Raw genomic sequence first — 19461 nt, 5'->3', positions numbered from 1 at the left:
ATTCTATGCTAAAGGACAGAGGGCCATCAAGGTCTCATTGACCAAATGTCCGTCTTCTAGATAAAATAGAGCCACTTGCTCCCTAAGGAGGGCTTTGTGGAAAAGGAAGATGCCGAAACGCCGGATCTGAAGGAATCATTGTCGGGATATAAGGAAAAGGTTACGCCCGTAACAAAGGGGACGCTCACGTGGGAGAGGGATCTTCTCTTCATGGGCAGGACGCAGAGCGGCTATGAGATCGAGTTCGACGCCCATGTCCAGTGGGGATGCGCGCCGACGGAAAGTCTTTTGCTCAGTCTTTCAGGGTGCATGGGGATCGATATGGTCTCCTTTCTCCAGAAGATGAAGGCCTCAATCACGAGCTTCAAGATAGAGATTCTTGGTGACAGGAATCCTAAGCCTCCGCAATACTTTAAAGCGATCGAGATGATCGTCCATATCTCCGGAGAGAATGTCACCCCAAGGCAGATAGAGAGGGCAGTCTCCCTCTCCCAGGAGAAGTACTGCTCTGTCTACCATTCCCTCCGCAAAGACCTGAAGGTAAGCGTACGATACGTCCTGAATGGACAGGGATAGGGGCCGGACGGAATTGGTTTCGAGACAAGAAGTTTTGGCAAGTCTTCCTTCGGTTGATGAAATCCTGAAGAGTGCCTTTGGACAGCAGTGGCTTGGCGTCTATCCGAGGAGTTATGTCCTGCAAGCTGTTCGGGAGGCCATTGACGTCAGGAGGAAGGAGATCCTTGAGGGGGTCGCCTCGGATGTCTCTCTCGAAGATGTCTCGGCCGATGTGGAGATGAGGCTGAAACGGCTGACATCCCGGAGTCTCAGGCCCGTGATAAACGCGACAGGGATTGTTGTTCATACGAACCTTGGCCGGTCGATCCTTTCCGAGGGGGTCATGGAAAACGTGAGAAGGACCGCCACGTCCTATTCAAATCTCGAGTACGATCTAGATTCCGGACAGCGGGGAAAGAGGTATACCCATATTACGAGGCTGCTGCGGGAGATCAGCGGCGCAGAGGGCGGTTTTGCTGTAAACAATAATGCCGGAGCTGTCCTCCTCTGTCTGAGCACTCTTGCAAAAGGCAGGGAGGTGCTTGTCTCGAGGGGAGAGCTCGTTGAGATCGGCGGTTCCTTCAGGGTCCCTGATGTCATGGCCTTCAGCGGAGCCCTCTTAAAAGAAGTGGGAACGACAAACAAGACCCACTTGCACGACTATGTCGGGGCCCTGACCGACGCAACAGCCCTTGTCCTAAAAGTCCACCAGTCGAATTTCCGGATCATCGGCTTTACGGAAGACGTGCCCATAGAAAGGCTCGTCTCCTTCGGCCACGGCCGCGGTATCCCTGTCATGTATGATCTCGGGAGTGGATGCCTTGTCGATCTCAGGCCTTACGGGATGCCATCTGAGCCTACGGTCCAGGAGATTCTGAAGAGCGGTGTCGACCTTCTCACCTTTAGCGGAGACAAACTCCTTGGCGGTCCCCAGGCTGGTATCATCGTCGGCAAGAGTGAACTGATCGAGAGGCTCCAGAAGAATCCCCTCACGAGGGCACTGAGGATAGATAAGCTGACGCTCGCGGCCCTTGAGGCAACCCTTATTGAGTATGCCGATGGGGAAAGGGTTTGGGAGAAGATACCGACGATGAGGATGCTCCTTGAAGATCCTGAGAATATCAGGGTCCGGGCGAAGAAGATATCAGCCCGTCTGAGGCGGGATATCAGGAACGCGGTCATAACGGTCATCGAAGACTCTTCCCAGGCGGGCGGCGGCTCTCTCCCTGAAAAGGAGTTCAGGACCTATGCTGTTTCTATCGTGCCGGAAAGGGTATCAGTAAACGACTTGGAGGAGAGACTGAGAAGACTGGACCCGCCGATCATTGGGAGGATAAAGGGGGGCGCCCTTATCCTGGACCCGAGAACCGTTTCTCAGGAACAGATCCCCCTTCTCGAAAAAGGAGTGAGGGAGGCCTTACGGTAAGATAATCTTGCCGAGAACCGCCCTGCCCTTTGCTCCGGTGACCCTCGGCACGTTTGAGGGCTTTCCCCGGAGGGTCTCATTTGCGAGGATCGCGAAGCTCAGGGCCTCTTTTGCCATTGATGGGATTCCGTAAGCCTCGGAGCCCTTTACCGGGATAGGTTTGAAGCTGTCTGTCAGAAGACCCATGAGGAAAGGATTCCTTGCTCCTCCGCCCGAGACGATAATCTCGCTCACTCTGTAGTCCCTGAGAACAAACCTGTCGTAAGCGTTCTTGATGGAGCAGGCGGTGAAATGCGTGAGCGTTGCGATCACATCCTCGGCCTTCATCCTCTCCCTCGAAAGAATCTCCCTGATGAGGTCCGGGCCGAAGACCTCTCTCCCCGTTGATTTTGGCGGTCTTTTCGCGAGGTAGGGATGGGAGAGAAGATCCTTCAGGACCCCTTCATCTACGCTTCCCGCCTTTGCCGCCGCGCCGTTCTTGTCGTAGGGTTTTCTGAAGAGAAGGTGCATGGCCTCGTCTATGAGGCAGTTGCCGGGCCCTGTGTCAAAGGCGGTGACTTCATCCAGTTCAGGAGTCACCACCGTGACATTCGCAATGCCTCCAACATTCTGTGCGGCCGTGACCCTATTCTTTTTCCGGAAAAGGATATAATCGGCATAGGGGACGAGAGGCGCGCCATGACCGTTCAATGCCATATCTGCGGTCCTGAAGTCCGAGACAACGGGCAATCCCGTCTTCTTCGCAATGACTGCGGACTCGCCGATCTGTAATGTGGAGCCCCTTCTGTTAGCGTCCGGTGGTATGTGGCAGATCGTTTGTCCGTGGGAAGCGATTGCGTCAACCTGTGATATCTTGAGACCGGCTGTCCCTATGCAAGCGAGGGCTGCCTTTCCAAAGAATTCACCAAGCTCGAAGTTCAACCGGCAGATATCGGCTGGACTGCCGCTGAAACTTGCCTTGATCCTTGCTCTCAAGGTTGCCGGATAGTCAAGGTGTTCGTGATGGAGAAGGCGAACCCTTGTGTCCATCCCGGACTCAAGAATCTTCACGACAGCCGAATCAACGCCGTCATGAGAAGTGCCGGACATCAGGCCGACGATGACAAGGGACGACTTACGGCAGAGATCAGGGAAGGGCCTCATCGCGGCAGTTATCTGACTTAACTGATGAGTTGCTGATTGATCTTGACCTTGAGCTCCTTTTTCACGCCCTCGATATATGATCTTACGGCCCCGTCTCTCATTTCGAGGAGCGCCGACTGGCGCATACGCTCGGCCTGCTCATCTGGGGTACCCTGCGGAATATAGACATCTGTTACATCTACCGCTTCCCCGATGAGGCGGCGCATCTTGCTCAGGGCAAGCTCCCTCCGCTTCAGGGCTTCGAAGTATTCGGGAGTCATCCTGTTGAGCTGCAAGGTCCTTACGTAAACATCCCGGTTGAACTTGCCGTCGCGCTGGAATGTCGGGTCCTTCATAACAGAGTCCTCCAGCTCCTCATCGGTAACCTTAATGCCGGCCTTCTGTGCGGCGATGAGAAGGACCTTTTCGTCGACGAGTGATGCGAGGACCTTCTGTTTCAGGTTGAGCTGCTTCTCCATGGCCTCATCAAAGCGCTCCTTGAGAATCTCCCGGTAGAACTGTCGTGCCCTGTCATAGGCAGTCCAATAATCTTCAACGCTTATCTTTTCCCTTTCGATCTCGGCCACAGGGACGTTCGTTGATTTGTCGACGGTACCGACACCCCAAAAGATGAAAGAGAGGATTACGATAAAAAAGAGCACGTAGAAGAACTTCGCGTGTTTCCGCATCGCCTTTAGCATCGATCTAATACCTCCTCATGAAATAATCGTCAAGTATCTTGCCATGGTCAAAGACAATGGGTTCAGGCAGATTGCCGCGCGTGAAGACAAATGCCTCGCCGGCATCGTCACCGGCCTGCGGTTTTCCATTGGCCGTTGCCAGGTAAACGGTCGTAATGGTATGATGTCGCGGGTCTCTCGCGGGATCGGAATAGGTATGGAATTGTCTGACGAGGGTCACATCGAGGCCCGTCTCTTCTTTTGCTTCTCTCGCGGCCGCCGCCTCGAGGGACTCCCCATAATCAACAAATCCTCCAGGCAATGCCCAGCCCTCAGGCGGATTCACCCTCTTAATCAGAACAATGCCCCCGGCGCACTCTATGATGATATCGACGGTAGGAAGGGGATTCCTGTAAGCCACAAGGGTTCCCGCTATCAAGCGCTCTCATCGAACCTCAGGTCTACATCCTTTTCCGGCACAATTGTCGAAACGGCATGTTTATAGATCAATTGCTGGGTTGCCTCTCTCAGGACGATGACGAAGTTGTCAAACCCCTTGACGACGCCCTTCAGCCTGACACCGTTCGTGAGATAGACCAGTACCGGTGTCTTGTCCTTTCTGAGTTGGTTGAGGTAATTGTCCTGCAGGTTATTCGACATAGCCATCTTCTCCTTACCGGCATCCCCGGGGTTCATCTGCGCAGGGAGGCGCTTTCTTATTAAGGTAATTCATTTCCGGTAATATTGCAAGAGCCCCCTGAATCTCCTCGGCCGTGGTAAGCCCTGTCACATCGACCCATCTGATTCCGGGTTCCCCTTTGAACCACGTGAGCTGGCGTTTGGCATAATTTCGGGTCCGCTTCTTCACGAGACGTATCGCCTCATCGAGCGTATACGCTCCCTTGAGATAATCTGCGACCTCCTTATACCCGATGGCCTGGAGTGCCGTCTTTCCGGGGTTCATTCCAAGGAGTCGCCTCACCTCTTCGAGGAGTCCTCGTGCAAACATCTCATCGACCCGCTCTTCTATCAACGCGTACAATTCTCTCCTCTCCCGGGAGAGACCGACCTTGATAAACTCATAGGGCAGGGGCGCTGTCATTCTTTCCTGAAGTTCTGTTATGGCTGTCTCTGTCTTGAGACAGACCTCGAGGGCCCTGACGACTCTCCTGATATCACCCGGCTTGATCCGAGAAGCCGCGTCAGGGTCGGCTTCCCTGAGACGGTCATGGAGGGATCCTCCCTCTTCGCGCTCGAGGGAGAGGAGCTCCTCCCTCAGCCCCCAGTCAGCAGGGGGGCCGGTGAAGAGTCCTCTCGTCAACGCCTTGATGTAGAGACCTGTGCCTCCGACGACGAGCGGTATCTTCCCTTTTCTGTGAAGTTCGCTGATGATCGGTACCACGGCCTCACGGTACTTCCCTGCGCTGAAATCGTCGGAAGGATCAGCGATGTCTATCATATGGTGTTTCACCGCCGTCCTCTCCTCAGGCGTCGGCTTTGCAGTTCCGATGTCCATGTGCCTGTAGATCTGCATCGAGTCTGCACTGATTATCTCTGTGCCGAGCGTCCGGGCGAGAAGGATCGAGGCCCCTGTCTTGCCGGCGCATGTGGGGCCGAGAAGGATGAGGACAGCGTTTCCCCTTTCCATCGAGATCTGTGCCGAATCTTTCACAGCAGATTATTATAATATGAAAGGGCAGGCCCTTTGCGATCGAGGCATATGTCTCCGTTCGTCACCGGTTGCCTTGCCCTCACGGGTTCAAATGAGGTAAGATCTCTTTATCAGAAGACTGCAGGAATTGCCCTTGGACACCGATCACGTAATATCAGTCATCGTGCCTGCATACAATTGCGGTCCCTTTATCAGAGACGCCGTCGGGAGCCTTCTCAGCCAGACCTATCCCCGGGAGAAGGTTGAGATTATTGTCGTGGACGACGGTTCAACCGATGATACCGCCGAGATCCTTTCAGAGTACCGAGGGCAAATCTCCTATTACTGTCAGGAAAACCAGGGAATCGCCGGCGCGAGGAACCGAGGCATCTCGATGGCCCATGGTGAACTCGTGACGTTCCTCGATGCCGATGACATCTGGTACAGAGAACGCCTTCGAAGGGTCGCCGAAGCATTCAGCGTCTATCCTCAAGCCGGCATGGCGTATCATCCTGTAGCGGTTGTGGACAGGAGCGGTCGTCTCATGTACGAAAACTTCTTGAAGGCCTTTGGCTACAAAGATGGTGCTAGCGGTATTATAACGAATGAGATCCTTTCGGGGAGGGTATTCTGCGGGGGGAGTTCCTTCACCTTCAGGAGACGCCTTGTAGAGAGAGTGCATCCCATTCCCCCGGGTATCAGACGGGGCGTGGACTACTATCTTAGTTCGGTTGTATCCGTTCTTGCCCATGCAGTTTTCATTCCGGAGATCCTAGGGGGATACCGCTTCCATGGTGGTAACGCTACCATGATGGCCGGACAGGGCAGCCGTGGCGAAATAGCCGCGATAAACGCCGACTTTGCTTATGCGAGGCAGAGGACTCTGGAGGCGCTGAGGAGCCTGAGGGAAAGTGAGGAGGCGATGGTGGACACGAGTATCATCACACGAAGGCAGACGAAGGAGACCATCTTTTTGCGTGTCCTCGAAGGGAAACGATGTGAGGGTATCAGGCTGATCCCTGGACTTTTCAGAGGAGATCTTAAGGGACGAGACTGGTCCCTGGCTGTCTTTACGACCTTCATGGCACTTCTTGTCCCCTCCTCATGTTACCCGGTCTTTGTGAAGGCTTACGGTCAGCTGAACCGTGGGAGGATCATCTTCTCACCGAGGCGGCGTCTCCGTTAAGGATGTGCGGCATCCTCTTGGTGTTCCACGTGGAACATCTCAAAGGAACTTCAGCAGACGGAAGGTGGGCGCCTAGTTCCCAAATAGAACCTTAGAGATGCTATAATAGAATTTATGGGTGTCGGGTTTTTATCGGATCAGATTTCCTGCATTCACCGTGAGAAGAGGGTGATCGAACGGGTAAGCAGGGCTACTTCTATGGACACGAGGCCCGACCTCATTCTCTGGGTCTGCCACTTTCCCTTGCCCTCCCTTTCCGGCATTCAGTGCCCCGTCGCTGTCAGCGGCGCCTCTTGTCCCCATGACGGGCCTTACGGCAGAAATTGAGAATTGCCTCAGGTTCAGGTTTATCATACCCCGGCCCGGCAATCTAACCCATGTCATTTCATCCGTCGTCACGTCGGGAATTGCGATCCGCTTTTGGCGAGAGAATAGCTCTCTATGGCCTGATTGGGCACGCAACCCCCAAAAACGCTCTGTCATGAACACGGATTCGATCTGTACGAACGAACCGGCCAATAAGCCGATTCTTGCCTGCGAATCGATGCGGCCGGGACGTCTGTGAATGAACGCCGGGACCGGATAGAAGGGAATGTTCCACGGGGAACATGACTCTTTGTAGGCGCATTTTAGTAATCCGTTCAGCCTTGCCCTGCAAACTTTGACTCTGGTAGAATTACTCGATGGGCACCACGGTAGCTATCGTAAACCAGAAGGGCGGGGTAGGGAAGACAACGACTGCCATTAATCTGGCCGCATCACTCGCATTAGCTGAAAAAGACATCCTCATCATCGATACCGATCCCCAGGGGAACTCCACAAGCGGTCTGGGCATCGAGCGCGAGGAGGGCACGAGGAGTCTTTACGACACCTATGCTGGCAGATGCACCACGGAAGAGGCTATTGTTCCGACGGCAATCCAGCATCTCGACATCTTGCCGTCGACAGTTGACCTTCTCGGTGTGGATATCGAGCTGGTGGGGAGGGAGGGACGGGAGTGGATTCTTTCGGAGATCGTTGCCCGGATAAAGGATAGATATCAGTATGTCCTGGTAGACTGCCCGCCGTCTCTTGGACTTCTCTCCTTGAATGCCCTCGTAGCGGCAGATTCCGTAATCGTACCGGTCCAATGCGAATATTACGCCCTTGAAGGACTCAGTCTCCTCACGAGGACGCTTCAGCGTGTCAGGAATTCCTTCAACCCATCCCTTGAAATCAAGGGTATCTTGCTCACGATGTTCGATACAAGGAACAGTCTATCCCATCAGGTTGCGGCAGAGGTCCGACGACATTTTGGCGACAAGGTCTTTAAGGCAGTGATACCCCGCAATGTCAGCCTGGGTGAGGCGCCGAGCCACGGCAAGCCGGCGATCCTCTACGATGCCCGCTCCACCGGAGCGCAGAGCTATCTTTCCCTGGCAAAGGAGATCCTTCATGAAAACGGCTTTAGGTAAGGGCCTTGAGTCCCTCCTTCCTGAAAAGACTCAGGAGATCATCAATATCGATATCACCCGCATCATCCCCGGCGAGCAGCAGCCGAGGAAGGTCTTTCGGGACCCGGCATTGCAGGACCTGGCTGCTTCTATTAGGGAAAGGGGTGTCCTCCAGCCCGTGATCGTGTCCCGGACAGGCGAGGGGACATTCAGGCTTATTGCCGGAGAGAGACGGTGGAGGGCGTCGGCCCTTGCGGGACTCAAGAAGATCCCTGCGATGATCAAGGATGTCGCTTCGGCAGATTCTCTCGAAATAGCGCTCATCGAAAACATCCAGAGGGAGGACCTGAACCCTGTTGAGACGGCAGAGGCCTTTCACCGTCTCATGGGAGAGTTTAAGCTCACCCAGGAAGAGCTCTCCTCGAAGGTCGGAAAGGACAGGGCAACGGTCGCCAATTATCTCAGGCTGCTGAAGCTCCCCGAGGAGATAAAGGCCTTTGTCAACGACGGTTCCTTGAGCATGGGTCATGCCAGGGCGATCCTCTCGATCGAGGGGAGGCAGAACCAGATAGAGGCGGCGAGGAGGGTAATCCACAGGGGTCTGAGCGTTAGGGAGGCTGAAGCCCTGGCACAAAAGATCCATGGCGGGACAAAGAAGAAGACAGCCCATCCGAAGAAGAAGGACGCCCAGATAGAGTGCCTTGAGAGGAAACTCCTCCAGCACCTCGGCACAAAGGTCCGCATCCTTCACAGAGGCAAGAAGGGGAGGATAGAGATCGAATACGCTTCACTCGACGAGCTCGACAGGCTACTGGACATTCTGATGGAAGAGGGAAGGTGACGTTACTTACCGTCTAACGGTCAGGCAGGCATGGATCGCCTTGTAAATGCGATGAGATTCTGAAATTGAGGTATTCCGAGGAGTTTGTCGAGAGTCATTTCCCCAATGAGCACACAGAGGCAGTCGGCAACCATTAAAGGTATCGCAATACAAGGCTTCTCGCCAAGCCTGCCTTCCCGGACAAGATATTTTGTGCAAAGAGAAGATTACAGCGTAACTGAGGCCGGGCGGGACGATCAGGTAACGGGTTCCCGCAAGGTTTTGATAATTCCGTGATTATCTGATATAGTTGAGGATCATGAATAGGAGAGAGCGGCTCATCGATTACATAAAGAAACACTCGCTCCAGAAAGCCGATACCCCCACCTTCCGGCTCTCCTCTGGCAAGATGAGTAGCTTCTATTTCAATCTGAAGAAGACCACCTATTCCCCTGAAGGACAGTGCCTCGTAGGCTCCCTCGTCTTTGATAAGATCAAGGAGCTAGGGCTGAGTCCGAAGGCCATCGGTGGGCTCACGATGGGAGCCGACCCCATTGCGACAGCAACTGCCTATACCTCCTATCTGAGGCAGGAGCCTATCGAGGCCCTGGTCATCCGGAAGGAGCCGAAGGGCCACGGGACGATGAGCCAGATCGAGGGGAATGTCGGTCCCGATGATGAGGTCATCATCATAGATGACGTGGTCACAACAGGGGGCTCGACCATAAAGGCTATCGAAGCCGCGAGAAAGGCCGGGCTGAATATCATGGCGGTCATCATCCTCCTCGACCGATGTGAAAGTGAAGGCAGGCAGAACATAGAGAAGCTGGGCTATCCTGTTCACTCCATCCTGACCATAAACGATTTTTCCTAGCACGGAGCAGAAGATTTCTTCTATCATTATAGACGGTTACAATCTTATCGGCATCTATCATAGGGACCTCGAAGGCCAAAGGGAAAGGCTCATCGGCCGCCTTATACACTACAACAAGAACCGGAGGCACAGCATCGTTGTCGTCTTTGACGGCTGGAAGTCCGGCAGAGGCGCCGAGAGCTCTTCCATGAGGAGCGGAGTGAGGATCGTATATTCACGGCTCGGGGAGAAGGCTGACCTTGTCATAAAGAGGATCATTTCGACGGAGAGGCGAGAATGGATTGTTGTCAGCTCTGATCGCGAGATTGCCGATCATGCATGGTCACGAAACTGCATCCCTCTGCCATCCGATGCCTTCCTCCCTCATATCGAAGCGCCGGGATCCCGGCCGTACTCTTACCCTGACCCTTCAGATGGTGAAAAGGACGAGGATGATACCCCGGGGCATGACCGACGGAAAGGCAATCCCCTGAAGTTGTCGAGGAAAGAAAAGGCCATGAGGAGGGCGCTGTCAAGACTCTGATGAGGATCGTCTTCCGTTTCAGGCCTGCCGAATCGCTGACAGTAATCTTTCTTTGCTTCCTCATGGCCGTTGCCGTGGTCTTTCACGGGAAGATCCGCCACGCACCTGCCATCATCGCGCTCTATGCTCTCCCCTGCCTTGTTCAGATCATGCTCATGAAGAATGAGGACGTCCTGTGGAAAACGAGGTTTGGGGACTTTGCGCGGACCGTCATCTTCCCCATCGTCTGTGTACTCATCGTTTTCGACAGTCTGGAAGCCCTTGTTCATGCAATCAATCCACGGGATATCGACCCGATGCTCATAAGGCTTGATTACCTTATCTTTAAGAGCTACCCGACAGTCGCTCTGGAATCCATCTATAGCCCTCTCCTGACTGATATCTTCCAGATCGCCTATTCGACCTATTACTTCCTCCCCATCTCTCTCTGTCTCATATTAAAGTTCGAGAAGAGGGAGCATGATTTTAACAGGGCGGTCTTCCTGATCCTCCTCTGCTTTTATCTTTCCTATATCGGATATATGCTCTTCCCTGCTCTCGGCCCGCGGTACACCATGGTTCACCTTCAGTCCCTCGAACTGAAGGGCATCGTTGCCGCGGAACCTGTCCAGGCCATGCTTAACAGCCTCGAGGGGATTAAGAGGGATGCCTTTCCGAGCGGACACACAGGCGTGGCCCTCGTTGTCTCGGCCCTCGGATACCGGTTCCACAGGATGTTCTTCTTCGTAGCGCTGCCCGTCATGGCGATGCTCATCTTTTCGACGGTATACTGCAGGTATCATTATGTCGTGGACGTCATAGGAGGAGTTCTCCTCGCTGCAATAACATGGCTCTTAGGAGAGGGGTATTATGGACACTGGGAAGCCAGGAACAATATTGGTCGTTGAAGACGAGAAGAAGATCTCGGACATCGTTGTAATGTATCTTGAACGGGAAGGTTTCAGCGCCGTGGTGGCTGATACCGGGGAAAAGGCCATGGGCCTCCTGAAGATCAGTCCCGATCTCATCATCCTCGACCTTATGCTCCCTGATATCTCGGGCGAAGACCTCTGTAAGGCTGTGCGGGAGTCTTCGGACGTTCCGATCATCATGCTTACGGCAAAGAGCGGAGAAGAGGACAGGATACGGGGGCTCGGCATAGGGGCAGATGATTATGTTGTGAAGCCCTTCAGTCCCAGGGAGCTCGTGGCACGGGTAAAGGCCCACACGAGGAGGACAAGAAAATTGGCAAGGAAGGTCCTGAGTTTCAATAACGGACTTCTCGTCATGGACACGGAAACTCTTGAGGCGAAGAAAAAGGGGGAGCCGTTGTCCCTGACGCATACGGAATTCAAGATCTTGGTGATCCTTGCTGAAAGGCCTGGCAGGGTGCTGTCGAGGCTCCAACTTATCAATATGGTCCAGGGCTATGACTTTGAGGGCTATGACAGGACCGTTGATGCCCATGTTAAGAACTTGCGACACAAGATCGAAGACGACCAAAGAAACCCCCAGTTCATCAAGACCGTTTACGGAGTCGGCTATAAGTTTACCGGCGTGCCCGATGAGGAATAAGCTTTTTCTCGCCTTTCTCCTCGTAATCCTCACTGCCCTCATATCGAACCTTATCTTTGTGCAGCTTATCATGAACGATTTTGATGAGTATATGAAGGGCACGAGGGAGGACCATCTGTACTGGGTCATGGCTTCCGTGGAAGGCAGCTATCACGACGGAACGTGGGATATGAACCTCTTGTCTGAGACGATCCACTGGGGCATGATGCTCGGCTTTGATATAAGAGTCGAAGACAGGGACGGGACGAAGCTTGCCGACTCCCATAGTGTCATGGGGTCCCTCCCCCCCGCTATGAAACGGAGGATGGAGTCCATTATTCATGTCCACGGGGCAGAAGGCGACTACGAGCGGTACCCCCTCTATATCGAGGATAGGGAACTCGGCACGCTCCTGGTCAGACCCCTGACCAAGAGCGGGACGGGTGTCGTCAAAGAGACCATATTCAAGAGAAGGGGCTGGAACTTTCTCATCATGTCTTTCGTTATCGCGGGCGCCGGCGCAGTAGCCATGGCCGTTTTCTTCAGCCTCTATCTCTCTCGTCCAATCAAGAAGCTGAAGGCAGCGGCAGACAGGGTGGCAAGGGGTGACTTTAGCGTAAGAGTGGAGCAGATGCCGCCATCAAGGCTCAGGCTGGGCAGATTCCTGGGTGATGAGATTGCAGCGCTGTCCGAAAGATTCGACTATATGGCTGAGGCCCTCGAGAAGGAGGAGGGGCTGAGAAAGCGCCTCACATCGAACATTGCTCACGAGCTGAGGACCCCTCTCGCGATCATGAAGGCACAGGTAGAGGCCATGATCGACGGAGTCATCGAGGACAGATCAGAGGGCCTCGAAACCGTAAGAATCGAACTAGAGAAACTGACAAGACTCGTTGAGGGAATCGAAGACCTGACAAAGGCAGAGGCGAGTTTCTTTGCTCCCGGTGAGCACAGAAGGGTGAACCTGAAGGAATTTCTCAGGGAAATAGAGAGCTCTATCGAACCGGTCTTCCATGAGAAAGGGCTTCAATTCACGATGCTCGGCAACGCCGATATTGACGTTGTGACCGACTTTGATAAACTCGAAAGGATACTCAAGAACATCATCTCGAATTCCCTCAAATATACCGAGGAAGGAGGGGTCTCCCTCGACTACGGCAAGGTTGACGGAGAATTTTTTGTTGAAGTGAGAGACACCGGAATCGGTATCCCGGAAGAAGAGCTTCCGAATATATTCAAGAGGTTTTACAGGGGCAGGGAGAGACCGGATAAAGGGATCGGCATAGGGCTTTCGATTGTGAAGGAGCTTGTCGATGTCATGGGGGGGAGAATCGAGGTCAGAAGCGAGGTCAAAGAAGGAACGGCATTCAGGATATGGCTGCCCGATGAGAGAAAGTGCCGGGGGTGAGATAAGGCAGTACCAGACGAATTTTCGCTCCCTTCCCTCAGCCCTAATAGGTCATGCAAAAAATGAGACTACCCTTTAAGAAGACAAAAGACGGGATTGTAATGAATGTCAGGGTCCAGCCGCGATCATCAAGAAAGGGAATCGGAGGGGTAGTCGGCGAAACGATTAAGGTTAACCTCACCGCACCTCCCGTTGACGGAGCTGCAAATGAGCAACTTATCGAAGTCCTTTCTGAAGAGCTTGGAATTGCCAGGAGCTCTATACGTGTCGTCAGGGGTTTAACCTCACGCCAAAAGGTTGTCGTTATCAAGGGTCTCGACGGGATATGAAGCTTCTTCATATTTTCTTCATGCTTTTGGAGTTGAATAAGGATAGGGGAGTATGCCGATGACCTATATCATTTCAGCAATGCTCTTTCTTCTTACTGCCACTGTCTCTTACGCAGCCGACCGCGTTACGCCTTACGGCGATTACAGCCAATGGTGCAGTGCCTACGGCACGTGCAGGGAGAGCCTCGGGCCTTCGGAGGCCGAAAGGGCCATAGCAGGGTACTTCGGAAGCAAGGGGCTCCGGGCAACAAACATGAAACACAAGGAGAGATTCATAGAGGCGGACATATACCGGGACAACAGACTGGTGGACAGGATACTTTTTGACAGGAAAACAGGGCGAATACGTTCAACCTATTAGCTCCTTCTTGACAAAGAATCCTTTTAACTCATATACTTCTTCAAGCATGAAGAACGAGCTCTATGACTCCCATCAACTGGGCAAGGAACTTTTTGAGGCAGGTAGATACGCCGAGGCTGAATCTGTTCTGAAAGATGTTATAGAACAGGGCCCTGGCTACGCGGATGTCTGGAATATGCTGGGAGTGATCGCACATCTGAACGGCAGGGTTCACGAAGCCTCGAGCTTCTTCGTCCGTGCCGTTCAGCTGAATCCCAAGTATACTGAGGCATCCCTTAACCTTGTCATCGCATACAATGATATGGGCGAGTTCAAGAAAGCCCAGGAGGTCTTTTTTCTCGCAGCCAAGATAGCCCACACCTCACCCTCTGCCCTTGACCCTTTTGCTGCCGGCAAACTTGCCAACGAGCATTACAAGATCGGGAATATTTATCTCGATTTTGGTATGCTTGATGAAGCCATTGAGGAGTATCGCAAGGCGCTCAAGCTTCACGGGGGTGCTGCAGACATCTGCACGAAACTCGGGATGGCCCTCAGAAGCAAGGGGGACTATGAAGAGGCAGTGGTCCAGTTTACAAGGGCGAAGGAGAGCAATCCCGACTATGGCCAGGCTTGGGTCCAACTCGGCATTACTTATTATATGAAAGGGATGATCGGACTTGCCTTTGAGGAGTGGGAGCGCGCTGCTGCCCGTAATCCGAACCTGAAAGAGGCAACGACGTACCTCAAGCTTTTCAGACAAGAGGAACAGTAGAACCGGTGTCCCTGCTCGAAGTGAGGGATCTATCCATTTCCTTTCATGGTTCCCCAGCCCCGCTCGATGTCGTAAAAAAACTCAGTTTCATAATACAGAAGGCCGAGATTTTCGGTCTTGTCGGTGAAAGCGGTTGTGGGAAGAGTCTTACGGCACTTGCCATCATGGGGTTATTGCCAGAAAACTCGTTCGCCTCGGGCGCCATCGAGTTCAGTGGCAGAGACCTCCTGAAGCTCGATAGAGAGAGCATGCGCAGCCTCAGAGGCAAAGATATGTCGATGATATTCCAGGAACCCATGACGTCACTCAACCCCGTGCTCACCATCGGCTACCAGATCGCTGAGGTCATAACAACACATCAAGGGCTCTCAAAAAAAGAAGCACTGGACAGGGCTGTGGAACTCCTGAGGGCAGTGAAGATCCCCTCCCCCGAGGTTCGTGTGAGGGAATATCCCCATCAGATGTCAGGAGGTATGAGGCAGAGAGTCATGATAGCGATGGCGATCTCATGCAGCCCCTCCCTTCTCATTGCCGACGAACCAACAACGGCCCTGGACGTGACGATACAGGCCCAGATACTCGATCTCATGAGGAGCCTCCGGGAGGAGCGGAAGATGGCTGTCCTGCTGATAACTCATGATATCGGTGTCGTTGCTGAAAACGCGGAAAGGGCGGCTGTCATGTATGCAGGGAGGATTGTGGAACTCTCACGGGTTTCCCGGGTGCTCGAGAGTCCGAAGCACCCTTACACTATGGGACTTCTCGATTCTCTTCCGAAACAGAGGGGGGTTCCCTTGAAACCGATCAGGGGCTTTGTTCCAAGGCCAGATCAACTCCCTCTGGGTTGTACGTTTTCGAACAGGTGTCCCTTCATGGTTCCCGAGTGTCAGAAGGAAGAGCCCGTCTTAAGGGAGATTGTTCAGGGACATTTCGCCCGGTGTATCAGGTCAGAGGAGATCACGTGGGAATCATCGATGTAGTCGATCTCTCAAAATACTTTGCCGTCAAGAAAGGGGCCTTCTCGAAGCAAGCCTCGGTAAAGGCTGTAGATGGAATGACCTTTGCCGTCAAAGAGGGGTCTGTCTTCTCCCTTGTTGGCGAGAGCGGATGCGGAAAATCGACGGTTGCACGTCTTGTCCTGAGACTGATCCCTCCCACGTCGGGTGCCGCCTTCTTCGACAAGAGGAACATTTTCGAACTCAAGGGGGATTCCCTTCGCGAGTTCAGGAAGTCGGCTCAGATAATATTCCAGGACCCCTTTGCGTCGCTGAACCCGAGGATGACGGTCTACGATACCCTGTCAGAACCGCTCAGAATTCATAACGTTGTCAGGAAATCCGGTCTCAGGGACCGGGTCGTGAGCCTCCTGGAAAGCGTCGGGCTCCAGGCCGACGTCCTCGGCCGTTATCCTCACGAGTTCAGCGGGGGCCAGAGGCAAAGGATATGCATAGCAAGGGCCCTCTCAGTTTCACCGCGAATGATCGTGGCCGATGAGCCCCTGTCTTCACTCGATGTCTCCATTCAGGCACAGATACTGAACATACTCCAGGAACTCAAGAAGCGGTCAAGGATCTCTTTCCTCTTCATCAGCCATGACCTGAGGGTGGTCCAGTACTTCAGCGACGAAATAGCGGTGATGTATCTCGGGAAAATTGTGGAACATGCGAAGGCCGAGGAACTCTTCGGCAATCCTCTCCATCCCTATACCGATGTCCTCCTCTCTTCTGCACCAAAGATAAGACCGGACGAGGGACGGGCAAGGACTATTCTGAAAGGCGAAGTACCGAGTCCCATCGACATCCCTTCGGGATGTCCCTTTCACCCGAGGTGCCCCAAACGGTTTGAACCCTGCGATGTCATAATCCCTCGTCTCGAAGCGCCGGCTGGCAAGGAATTCTCAGGAAGGCTCGTCTCCTGCCATCTCTGGAATTCTTATTAACCCACACTATATCATTCATAATCATCGGGGGCGACGTCCGATTCGCAGGCAAGATCGAAATGGCCGTCATTTTTGAGGTGAGAGGGCCTTTCTGATCTCTTTTATAATCTCAGGGGAATCCCAGGCTTCTTCACCGAGATACCTCTTGATAATAACCCCCTTCCTGTCAAGGAGAAAGGTCGTCGGCATTGAAAAAACCTTATATCGTCTGGAGGTCTTTAGCTCCGCGTCTATCAGGACATGAAAATCGACCGGATGTCCGCTTACATACCCTTTCACGTCGCTCAATCTCTTGTCCGTCGAAACGGCAAGAACAGCAAGCCCCTCATTTCGCAAACCCTTAAACAGCCTGTTGAGTGACGGCATCTCATCCCGACAGGGAGGGCACCAGGTTGCCCAGAAGTTTATCAACACCACTTTCCCTCGAAAAGAAGAAAGGGATATCTTGTCTCCCTTCAAATCTGTCAGGGCAAAGTCGGGAGCCTGTCTACCTATGAGTTCTTCTATTCCCCACGGAGAAGGCGTCTCGGCAGTAAGCACAAGGAAGGCTAATACCGCCAGGAATATTCTCATGGTTCCGACAGCGGGAGCAAACCCCTTCCTACAGGTTGATTGAATGGAGGGTTCGAACTTTTTCATCAAATTCATCTTCCGTAAGCTGGGAGTGCCTCCTCAAAACGGTGAGCATATCGAGAGGCTCCCGTTTCTTTATCTCCTGGGAGACCGGTCTTTTCACCGGCCTTTGGCAGTCGCGAATTTCCTGCATCTTCTCTTTTAACTCCCGATGGTATGCCTGATGCCTTCCTGTTGTGTCCTCGATGAACTCGTCGTCCGGCATCAACTGAAACGAAAAACTCCAGACCATCCATCCTCCCGTGATGAGTGGAAAGAGAAACCGTTTCCTATCTTATGCTGCTGGAAACCGCTTGGTGCCGGTGGAGAGAATCGAACTCTCACGGGGTTGCCCCCACCGGATTTTGAGTCCGGCGCGTCTGCCAGTTCCACCACACCGGCTGCATTGATTTTAAAGTATTTTCCACCTATTTCGCAATAGTTCATTTCCAGGGTGCAGCAAAATTAGAGCAGACATAATCGCAACAGACAGAAAATATGGAAGACTTTTCACCTTTTCATCTTTCAAATGGAACCTACCCCGCACGTTTCAACACGTCATCAAGACTAATCCCGTGCTTTTCATAGTATTTGTCTAACAGCAGGATATAAGGTCTCAGGCTCTCTGCCACCCGGTTGATATAATGTGTCTCGGTCACATCATTATTCATCGAATGTCCCATCAGTACCTTGATGATATGCAGGGGTACTTGACACTCGTCAAGTCGAGTGGAAAACGTCCTGCGTAGGTCATGCAACCGAGTGTTCTTAATCCCCGCCCGTTTGACAGTTTCATCAAAGGCATACCTCACGTCATGAATATCCATAGGGAATACCTTCCCGGAGATATGCACTATTTTTGACCTTCTGAGAAGAATCTTATACAGAATTTCGGTCATCGGGATGTGCTTATAAACGACCTTCTTCCTAATGCGCTTCGACACCCTAACAGTCAAAACCCTGTTGGATAGGTCTACTGTCTCATGCCAGTCCCAACTGAGAACCTCTCCTCTGCGACACCCTGAGTGAACCGATGCTACGATGAAATCACCGATATCGTTACTATGGGCGTTGTGAAGCAGTTGAATCTCCTCATCCAGTGAAAGTGACCGCTTCCTGGGATTGTCCGTGTCAAGCAGCTCCTTATAGTCGAAGTCTCCAAATGGGTTTGACTCAACCATCTGCCATGTTTTTCTGGCGACATTGAAAATCCTTCTGCCAAGACTATACTCTTGGTAGATCGTTGCATGTGATAGTTTCTTTGGGGACTTCATCCTCTCAAGAACATAATTTTCCACATCGGATATGGCGATGTCGGCCAAGGTCTTATCTCCGAAGAAGGCAAGAAGGGGCTTAATCGTTACAGGGTCCCTTTTCCGTTGATACCTATTTGTGTACTTTTCTACAAGTGATTTGAAGCTAATACGTCGTGCCTGTTCATACCGAAACCACTTACCTTTGACAACCTCAGCGAGGGTCTGCTCATAGATTCTTTTGGCGAGCATCTTATTGCTGGTACCAGTGGATTTTTGAATCCTACGACCGTCCCGCATGATTGCAAAGTACCAGATTTTGTTTTTACGGAAGAGACCCATTAACGCACCTCTTTCCTGGTCCTACCAGATTCGGATGGCACTTTGCAAGTCTCAATGTGTGACAGGACTTCCTCCAGCCGGAATCTCACGCAGCCATTGATTTTATAGGAAGGTATGACTTTGAGCAGCGCCAGCCGTTGACCGGCACGCTTCATATTTCTTCAATAGTATTCCAGCGATGTCGGCCACAGGGACACCGCTTTCTCTAACCGATTTTCGCCGTGAGTGGTCGACGGGCAAGCACACAACCAGCAGACTTGCTATTTACCAGCGCAATTCTTACGACCATAACCTCTCCATGTTCTTAGCTCAGTACCTTCCGTCGTTATTGAAGATTGCGAACGCGCTCAATACTGCCAATGTCACCTATACATGTGCGTCGACGGGCGCAGTTAATGGGTGGAGACTGGCGGACGTCGAGATGGCGGCGTATTATTGGTGGGCTCAAAATGGGTTGCCATAGTTACCTGGCGCTTGATATGGAGATTGTACCGCTGCACTTTGTTAGATAGGCGGATCTAGTGTCCTGTGTCATTAATAAGTGACATAAGTCGTTTTAATTTCTTGAAGATAGAATCAGCGGTAGCGGTCCAAATAAAGGGTGCAGCCTTTTCATTGTAATGGTCCACGAAGGTTTGAATATTACGGATCAGCTCTTTA

The 19461-nt window shown here is 52.7% G+C and carries 24 protein-coding genes and 1 tRNA gene; 16 read left to right on the top strand and 9 right to left on the bottom strand.

Translation table 11 applies throughout. The features are described 5' to 3' along the window. Positions 1-96: 96 nt before the first annotated feature. Positions 97-576, top strand: coding sequence for an OsmC family protein (locus VFG09_07555; protein ID HET6515000.1), 480 nt, complete (start codon positions 97-99; stop codon positions 574-576). After that, positions 563-1981 carry an L-seryl-tRNA(Sec) selenium transferase gene (gene selA / locus VFG09_07550; protein HET6514999.1) on the top strand — a complete coding sequence of 473 codons (1419 nt, stop codon included), beginning with the start codon at positions 563-565 and terminating at the stop codon, positions 1979-1981. Before VFG09_07555 ends, selA begins: the two co-directional genes overlap by 14 nt. Here the strand turns inward: selA and VFG09_07545 are convergent. Genes VFG09_07545 through miaA form a run of 5 tightly spaced genes read right to left on the bottom strand, consistent with a single transcriptional unit; the run spans position 1973 to position 5455 of the window. After that, on the bottom strand, positions 1973-3124 hold the full coding sequence (locus VFG09_07545) for an anhydro-N-acetylmuramic acid kinase (protein ID HET6514998.1): 1152 nt from the start codon (positions 3122-3124) through the stop codon (positions 1973-1975). The genes selA and VFG09_07545 overlap by 9 nt on opposite strands. A gap of 17 nt (positions 3125-3141) precedes the next feature. Beyond that, positions 3142-3804 (bottom strand): SurA N-terminal domain-containing protein, encoded by a 663-nt coding sequence (locus tag VFG09_07540; GenBank protein HET6514997.1) that lies wholly within the window; start codon positions 3802-3804, stop codon positions 3142-3144. A gap of 4 nt (positions 3805-3808) precedes the next feature. Further along, positions 3809-4222, bottom strand: coding sequence for an NUDIX hydrolase (locus VFG09_07535; GenBank protein ID HET6514996.1), 414 nt, complete (start codon positions 4220-4222; stop codon positions 3809-3811). Beyond that, positions 4219-4449 carry an RNA chaperone Hfq gene (gene hfq / locus VFG09_07530; protein ID HET6514995.1) on the bottom strand — a complete coding sequence of 77 codons (231 nt, stop codon included), beginning with the start codon at positions 4447-4449 and terminating at the stop codon, positions 4219-4221. Before hfq ends, VFG09_07535 begins: the two co-directional genes overlap by 4 nt. A 7-nt stretch (positions 4450-4456) precedes the next feature. Further along, a complete protein-coding gene (gene miaA / locus VFG09_07525; GenBank protein ID HET6514994.1) occupies positions 4457-5455 on the bottom strand; it encodes a tRNA (adenosine(37)-N6)-dimethylallyltransferase MiaA in 999 nt (332 codons plus the stop codon). 133 nt (positions 5456-5588) lie between these two features. On the opposite strand from miaA, the gene VFG09_07520 reads away from it, so the two are divergent. From VFG09_07520 to VFG09_07455, 14 genes are all read left to right on the top strand, one after another. After that, complete coding sequence (locus VFG09_07520; protein HET6514993.1) at positions 5589-6620, top strand: glycosyltransferase; 1032 nt, start codon at positions 5589-5591, stop codon at positions 6618-6620. 168 nt (positions 6621-6788) lie between these two features. Further along, on the top strand, positions 6789-6947 hold the full coding sequence (locus VFG09_07515) for a hypothetical protein (GenBank protein ID HET6514992.1): 159 nt from the start codon (positions 6789-6791) through the stop codon (positions 6945-6947). Positions 6948-7303: 356 nt separating this feature from the next. Next, the gene (locus tag VFG09_07510; protein ID HET6514991.1) at positions 7304-8074 is read left to right on the top strand and encodes an AAA family ATPase; all 771 of its coding nucleotides are present in this window, start codon (positions 7304-7306) and stop codon (positions 8072-8074) included. Continuing rightward, positions 8055-8894 carry a ParB/RepB/Spo0J family partition protein gene (locus VFG09_07505; GenBank protein HET6514990.1) on the top strand — a complete coding sequence of 280 codons (840 nt, stop codon included), beginning with the start codon at positions 8055-8057 and terminating at the stop codon, positions 8892-8894. Before VFG09_07510 ends, VFG09_07505 begins: the two co-directional genes overlap by 20 nt. Positions 8895-9192: 298 nt before the next feature. Beyond that, positions 9193-9747: an orotate phosphoribosyltransferase gene (gene pyrE / locus VFG09_07500; protein ID HET6514989.1), complete on the top strand. Its 555-nt coding sequence runs from the start codon at positions 9193-9195 to the stop codon at positions 9745-9747. Continuing rightward, positions 9737-10270: an NYN domain-containing protein gene (locus VFG09_07495; GenBank protein ID HET6514988.1), complete on the top strand. Its 534-nt coding sequence runs from the start codon at positions 9737-9739 to the stop codon at positions 10268-10270. Before pyrE ends, VFG09_07495 begins: the two co-directional genes overlap by 11 nt. Beyond that, complete coding sequence (locus tag VFG09_07490) at positions 10270-11157, top strand: phosphatase PAP2 family protein (protein HET6514987.1); 888 nt, start codon at positions 10270-10272, stop codon at positions 11155-11157. The genes VFG09_07495 and VFG09_07490 overlap by 1 nt, the downstream gene beginning before the upstream one ends. Next, positions 11120-11824, top strand: coding sequence for a response regulator transcription factor (locus tag VFG09_07485; GenBank protein HET6514986.1), 705 nt, complete (start codon positions 11120-11122; stop codon positions 11822-11824). The genes VFG09_07490 and VFG09_07485 overlap by 38 nt, the downstream gene beginning before the upstream one ends. Continuing rightward, positions 11814-13211, top strand: a complete 1398-nt coding sequence (locus VFG09_07480) for a HAMP domain-containing sensor histidine kinase (GenBank protein HET6514985.1) — start codon at positions 11814-11816, stop codon at positions 13209-13211. The genes VFG09_07485 and VFG09_07480 overlap by 11 nt, the downstream gene beginning before the upstream one ends. Positions 13212-13273: 62 nt before the next feature. Beyond that, positions 13274-13540: a DUF167 domain-containing protein gene (locus tag VFG09_07475; GenBank protein ID HET6514984.1), complete on the top strand. Its 267-nt coding sequence runs from the start codon at positions 13274-13276 to the stop codon at positions 13538-13540. 52 nt (positions 13541-13592) lie between these two features. Further along, a complete protein-coding gene (locus VFG09_07470) occupies positions 13593-13901 on the top strand; it encodes a hypothetical protein (GenBank protein ID HET6514983.1) in 309 nt (102 codons plus the stop codon). A 46-nt stretch (positions 13902-13947) separates the two neighbouring features. Further along, entirely contained in the window at positions 13948-14655 is a 708-nt protein-coding gene (locus tag VFG09_07465) for a tetratricopeptide repeat protein (protein HET6514982.1), read from the top strand. A gap of 5 nt (positions 14656-14660) precedes the next feature. Then, positions 14661-15635: an ABC transporter ATP-binding protein gene (locus VFG09_07460; GenBank protein HET6514981.1), complete on the top strand. Its 975-nt coding sequence runs from the start codon at positions 14661-14663 to the stop codon at positions 15633-15635. After that, positions 15617-16594, top strand: coding sequence for an oligopeptide/dipeptide ABC transporter ATP-binding protein (locus VFG09_07455; protein HET6514980.1), 978 nt, complete (start codon positions 15617-15619; stop codon positions 16592-16594). Before VFG09_07460 ends, VFG09_07455 begins: the two co-directional genes overlap by 19 nt. 66 nt (positions 16595-16660) lie before the next feature. On the opposite strand, the gene VFG09_07450 is transcribed toward VFG09_07455, so the two are convergent. The 4 genes from VFG09_07450 to VFG09_07435 form a co-directional block, all read right to left on the bottom strand. Then, complete coding sequence (locus VFG09_07450) at positions 16661-17233, bottom strand: TlpA disulfide reductase family protein (protein HET6514979.1); 573 nt, start codon at positions 17231-17233, stop codon at positions 16661-16663. Continuing rightward, positions 17196-17459 (bottom strand): hypothetical protein, encoded by a 264-nt coding sequence (locus tag VFG09_07445; protein ID HET6514978.1) that lies wholly within the window; start codon positions 17457-17459, stop codon positions 17196-17198. Before VFG09_07445 ends, VFG09_07450 begins: the two co-directional genes overlap by 38 nt. 62 nt (positions 17460-17521) lie before the next feature. Further along, positions 17522-17608 (bottom strand) — tRNA-Leu (locus tag VFG09_07440). Between the two features lie 134 nt (positions 17609-17742). Then, positions 17743-18801 (bottom strand): site-specific integrase, encoded by a 1059-nt coding sequence (locus tag VFG09_07435; GenBank protein HET6514977.1) that lies wholly within the window; start codon positions 18799-18801, stop codon positions 17743-17745. Positions 18802-19461: the final 660 nt, after the last annotated feature.

It is taken from the genome of Thermodesulfovibrionales bacterium, from assembly GCA_035686305.1.
In the GTDB taxonomy this organism is placed as follows: Bacteria; Nitrospirota; Thermodesulfovibrionia; order Thermodesulfovibrionales; family UBA9159; genus DASRZP01.
The sequence above is the reverse complement of the archived record's forward strand: the minus strand, read 5'-3'. Positions and strand labels throughout refer to the sequence as shown.

Bases quoted from the DNA above. Each gene is read 5' to 3' on its own strand.
- selA (HET6514999.1), top strand. From the start codon at position 563: ATGGACAGGGATAGGGGCCGGACGGAATTGGTTTCGAGACAAGAAGTT.
- VFG09_07545 (HET6514998.1), bottom strand. From the start codon at position 3,124: ATGAGGCCCTTCCCTGATCTCTGCCGTAAGTCGTCCCTTGTCATCGTC.
- VFG09_07540 (HET6514997.1), bottom strand. From the start codon at position 3,804: ATGCTAAAGGCGATGCGGAAACACGCGAAGTTCTTCTACGTGCTCTTT.
- hfq (HET6514995.1), bottom strand. From the start codon at position 4,449: ATGGCTATGTCGAATAACCTGCAGGACAATTACCTCAACCAACTCAGA.
- VFG09_07510 (HET6514991.1), top strand. From the start codon at position 7,304: ATGGGCACCACGGTAGCTATCGTAAACCAGAAGGGCGGGGTAGGGAAG.
- VFG09_07505 (HET6514990.1), top strand. From the start codon at position 8,055: ATGAAAACGGCTTTAGGTAAGGGCCTTGAGTCCCTCCTTCCTGAAAAG.
- pyrE (HET6514989.1), top strand. From the start codon at position 9,193: ATGAATAGGAGAGAGCGGCTCATCGATTACATAAAGAAACACTCGCTC.
- VFG09_07490 (HET6514987.1), top strand. From the start codon at position 10,270: ATGAGGATCGTCTTCCGTTTCAGGCCTGCCGAATCGCTGACAGTAATC.
- VFG09_07485 (HET6514986.1), top strand. From the start codon at position 11,120: ATGGACACTGGGAAGCCAGGAACAATATTGGTCGTTGAAGACGAGAAG.
- VFG09_07480 (HET6514985.1), top strand. From the start codon at position 11,814: ATGAGGAATAAGCTTTTTCTCGCCTTTCTCCTCGTAATCCTCACTGCC.
- VFG09_07475 (HET6514984.1), top strand. From the start codon at position 13,274: ATGAGACTACCCTTTAAGAAGACAAAAGACGGGATTGTAATGAATGTC.
- VFG09_07470 (HET6514983.1), top strand. From the start codon at position 13,593: ATGCCGATGACCTATATCATTTCAGCAATGCTCTTTCTTCTTACTGCC.
- VFG09_07465 (HET6514982.1), top strand. From the start codon at position 13,948: ATGAAGAACGAGCTCTATGACTCCCATCAACTGGGCAAGGAACTTTTT.
- VFG09_07450 (HET6514979.1), bottom strand. From the start codon at position 17,233: ATGAAAAAGTTCGAACCCTCCATTCAATCAACCTGTAGGAAGGGGTTT.
- VFG09_07445 (HET6514978.1), bottom strand. From the start codon at position 17,459: ATGGTCTGGAGTTTTTCGTTTCAGTTGATGCCGGACGACGAGTTCATC.
- VFG09_07435 (HET6514977.1), bottom strand. From the start codon at position 18,801: ATGGGTCTCTTCCGTAAAAACAAAATCTGGTACTTTGCAATCATGCGG.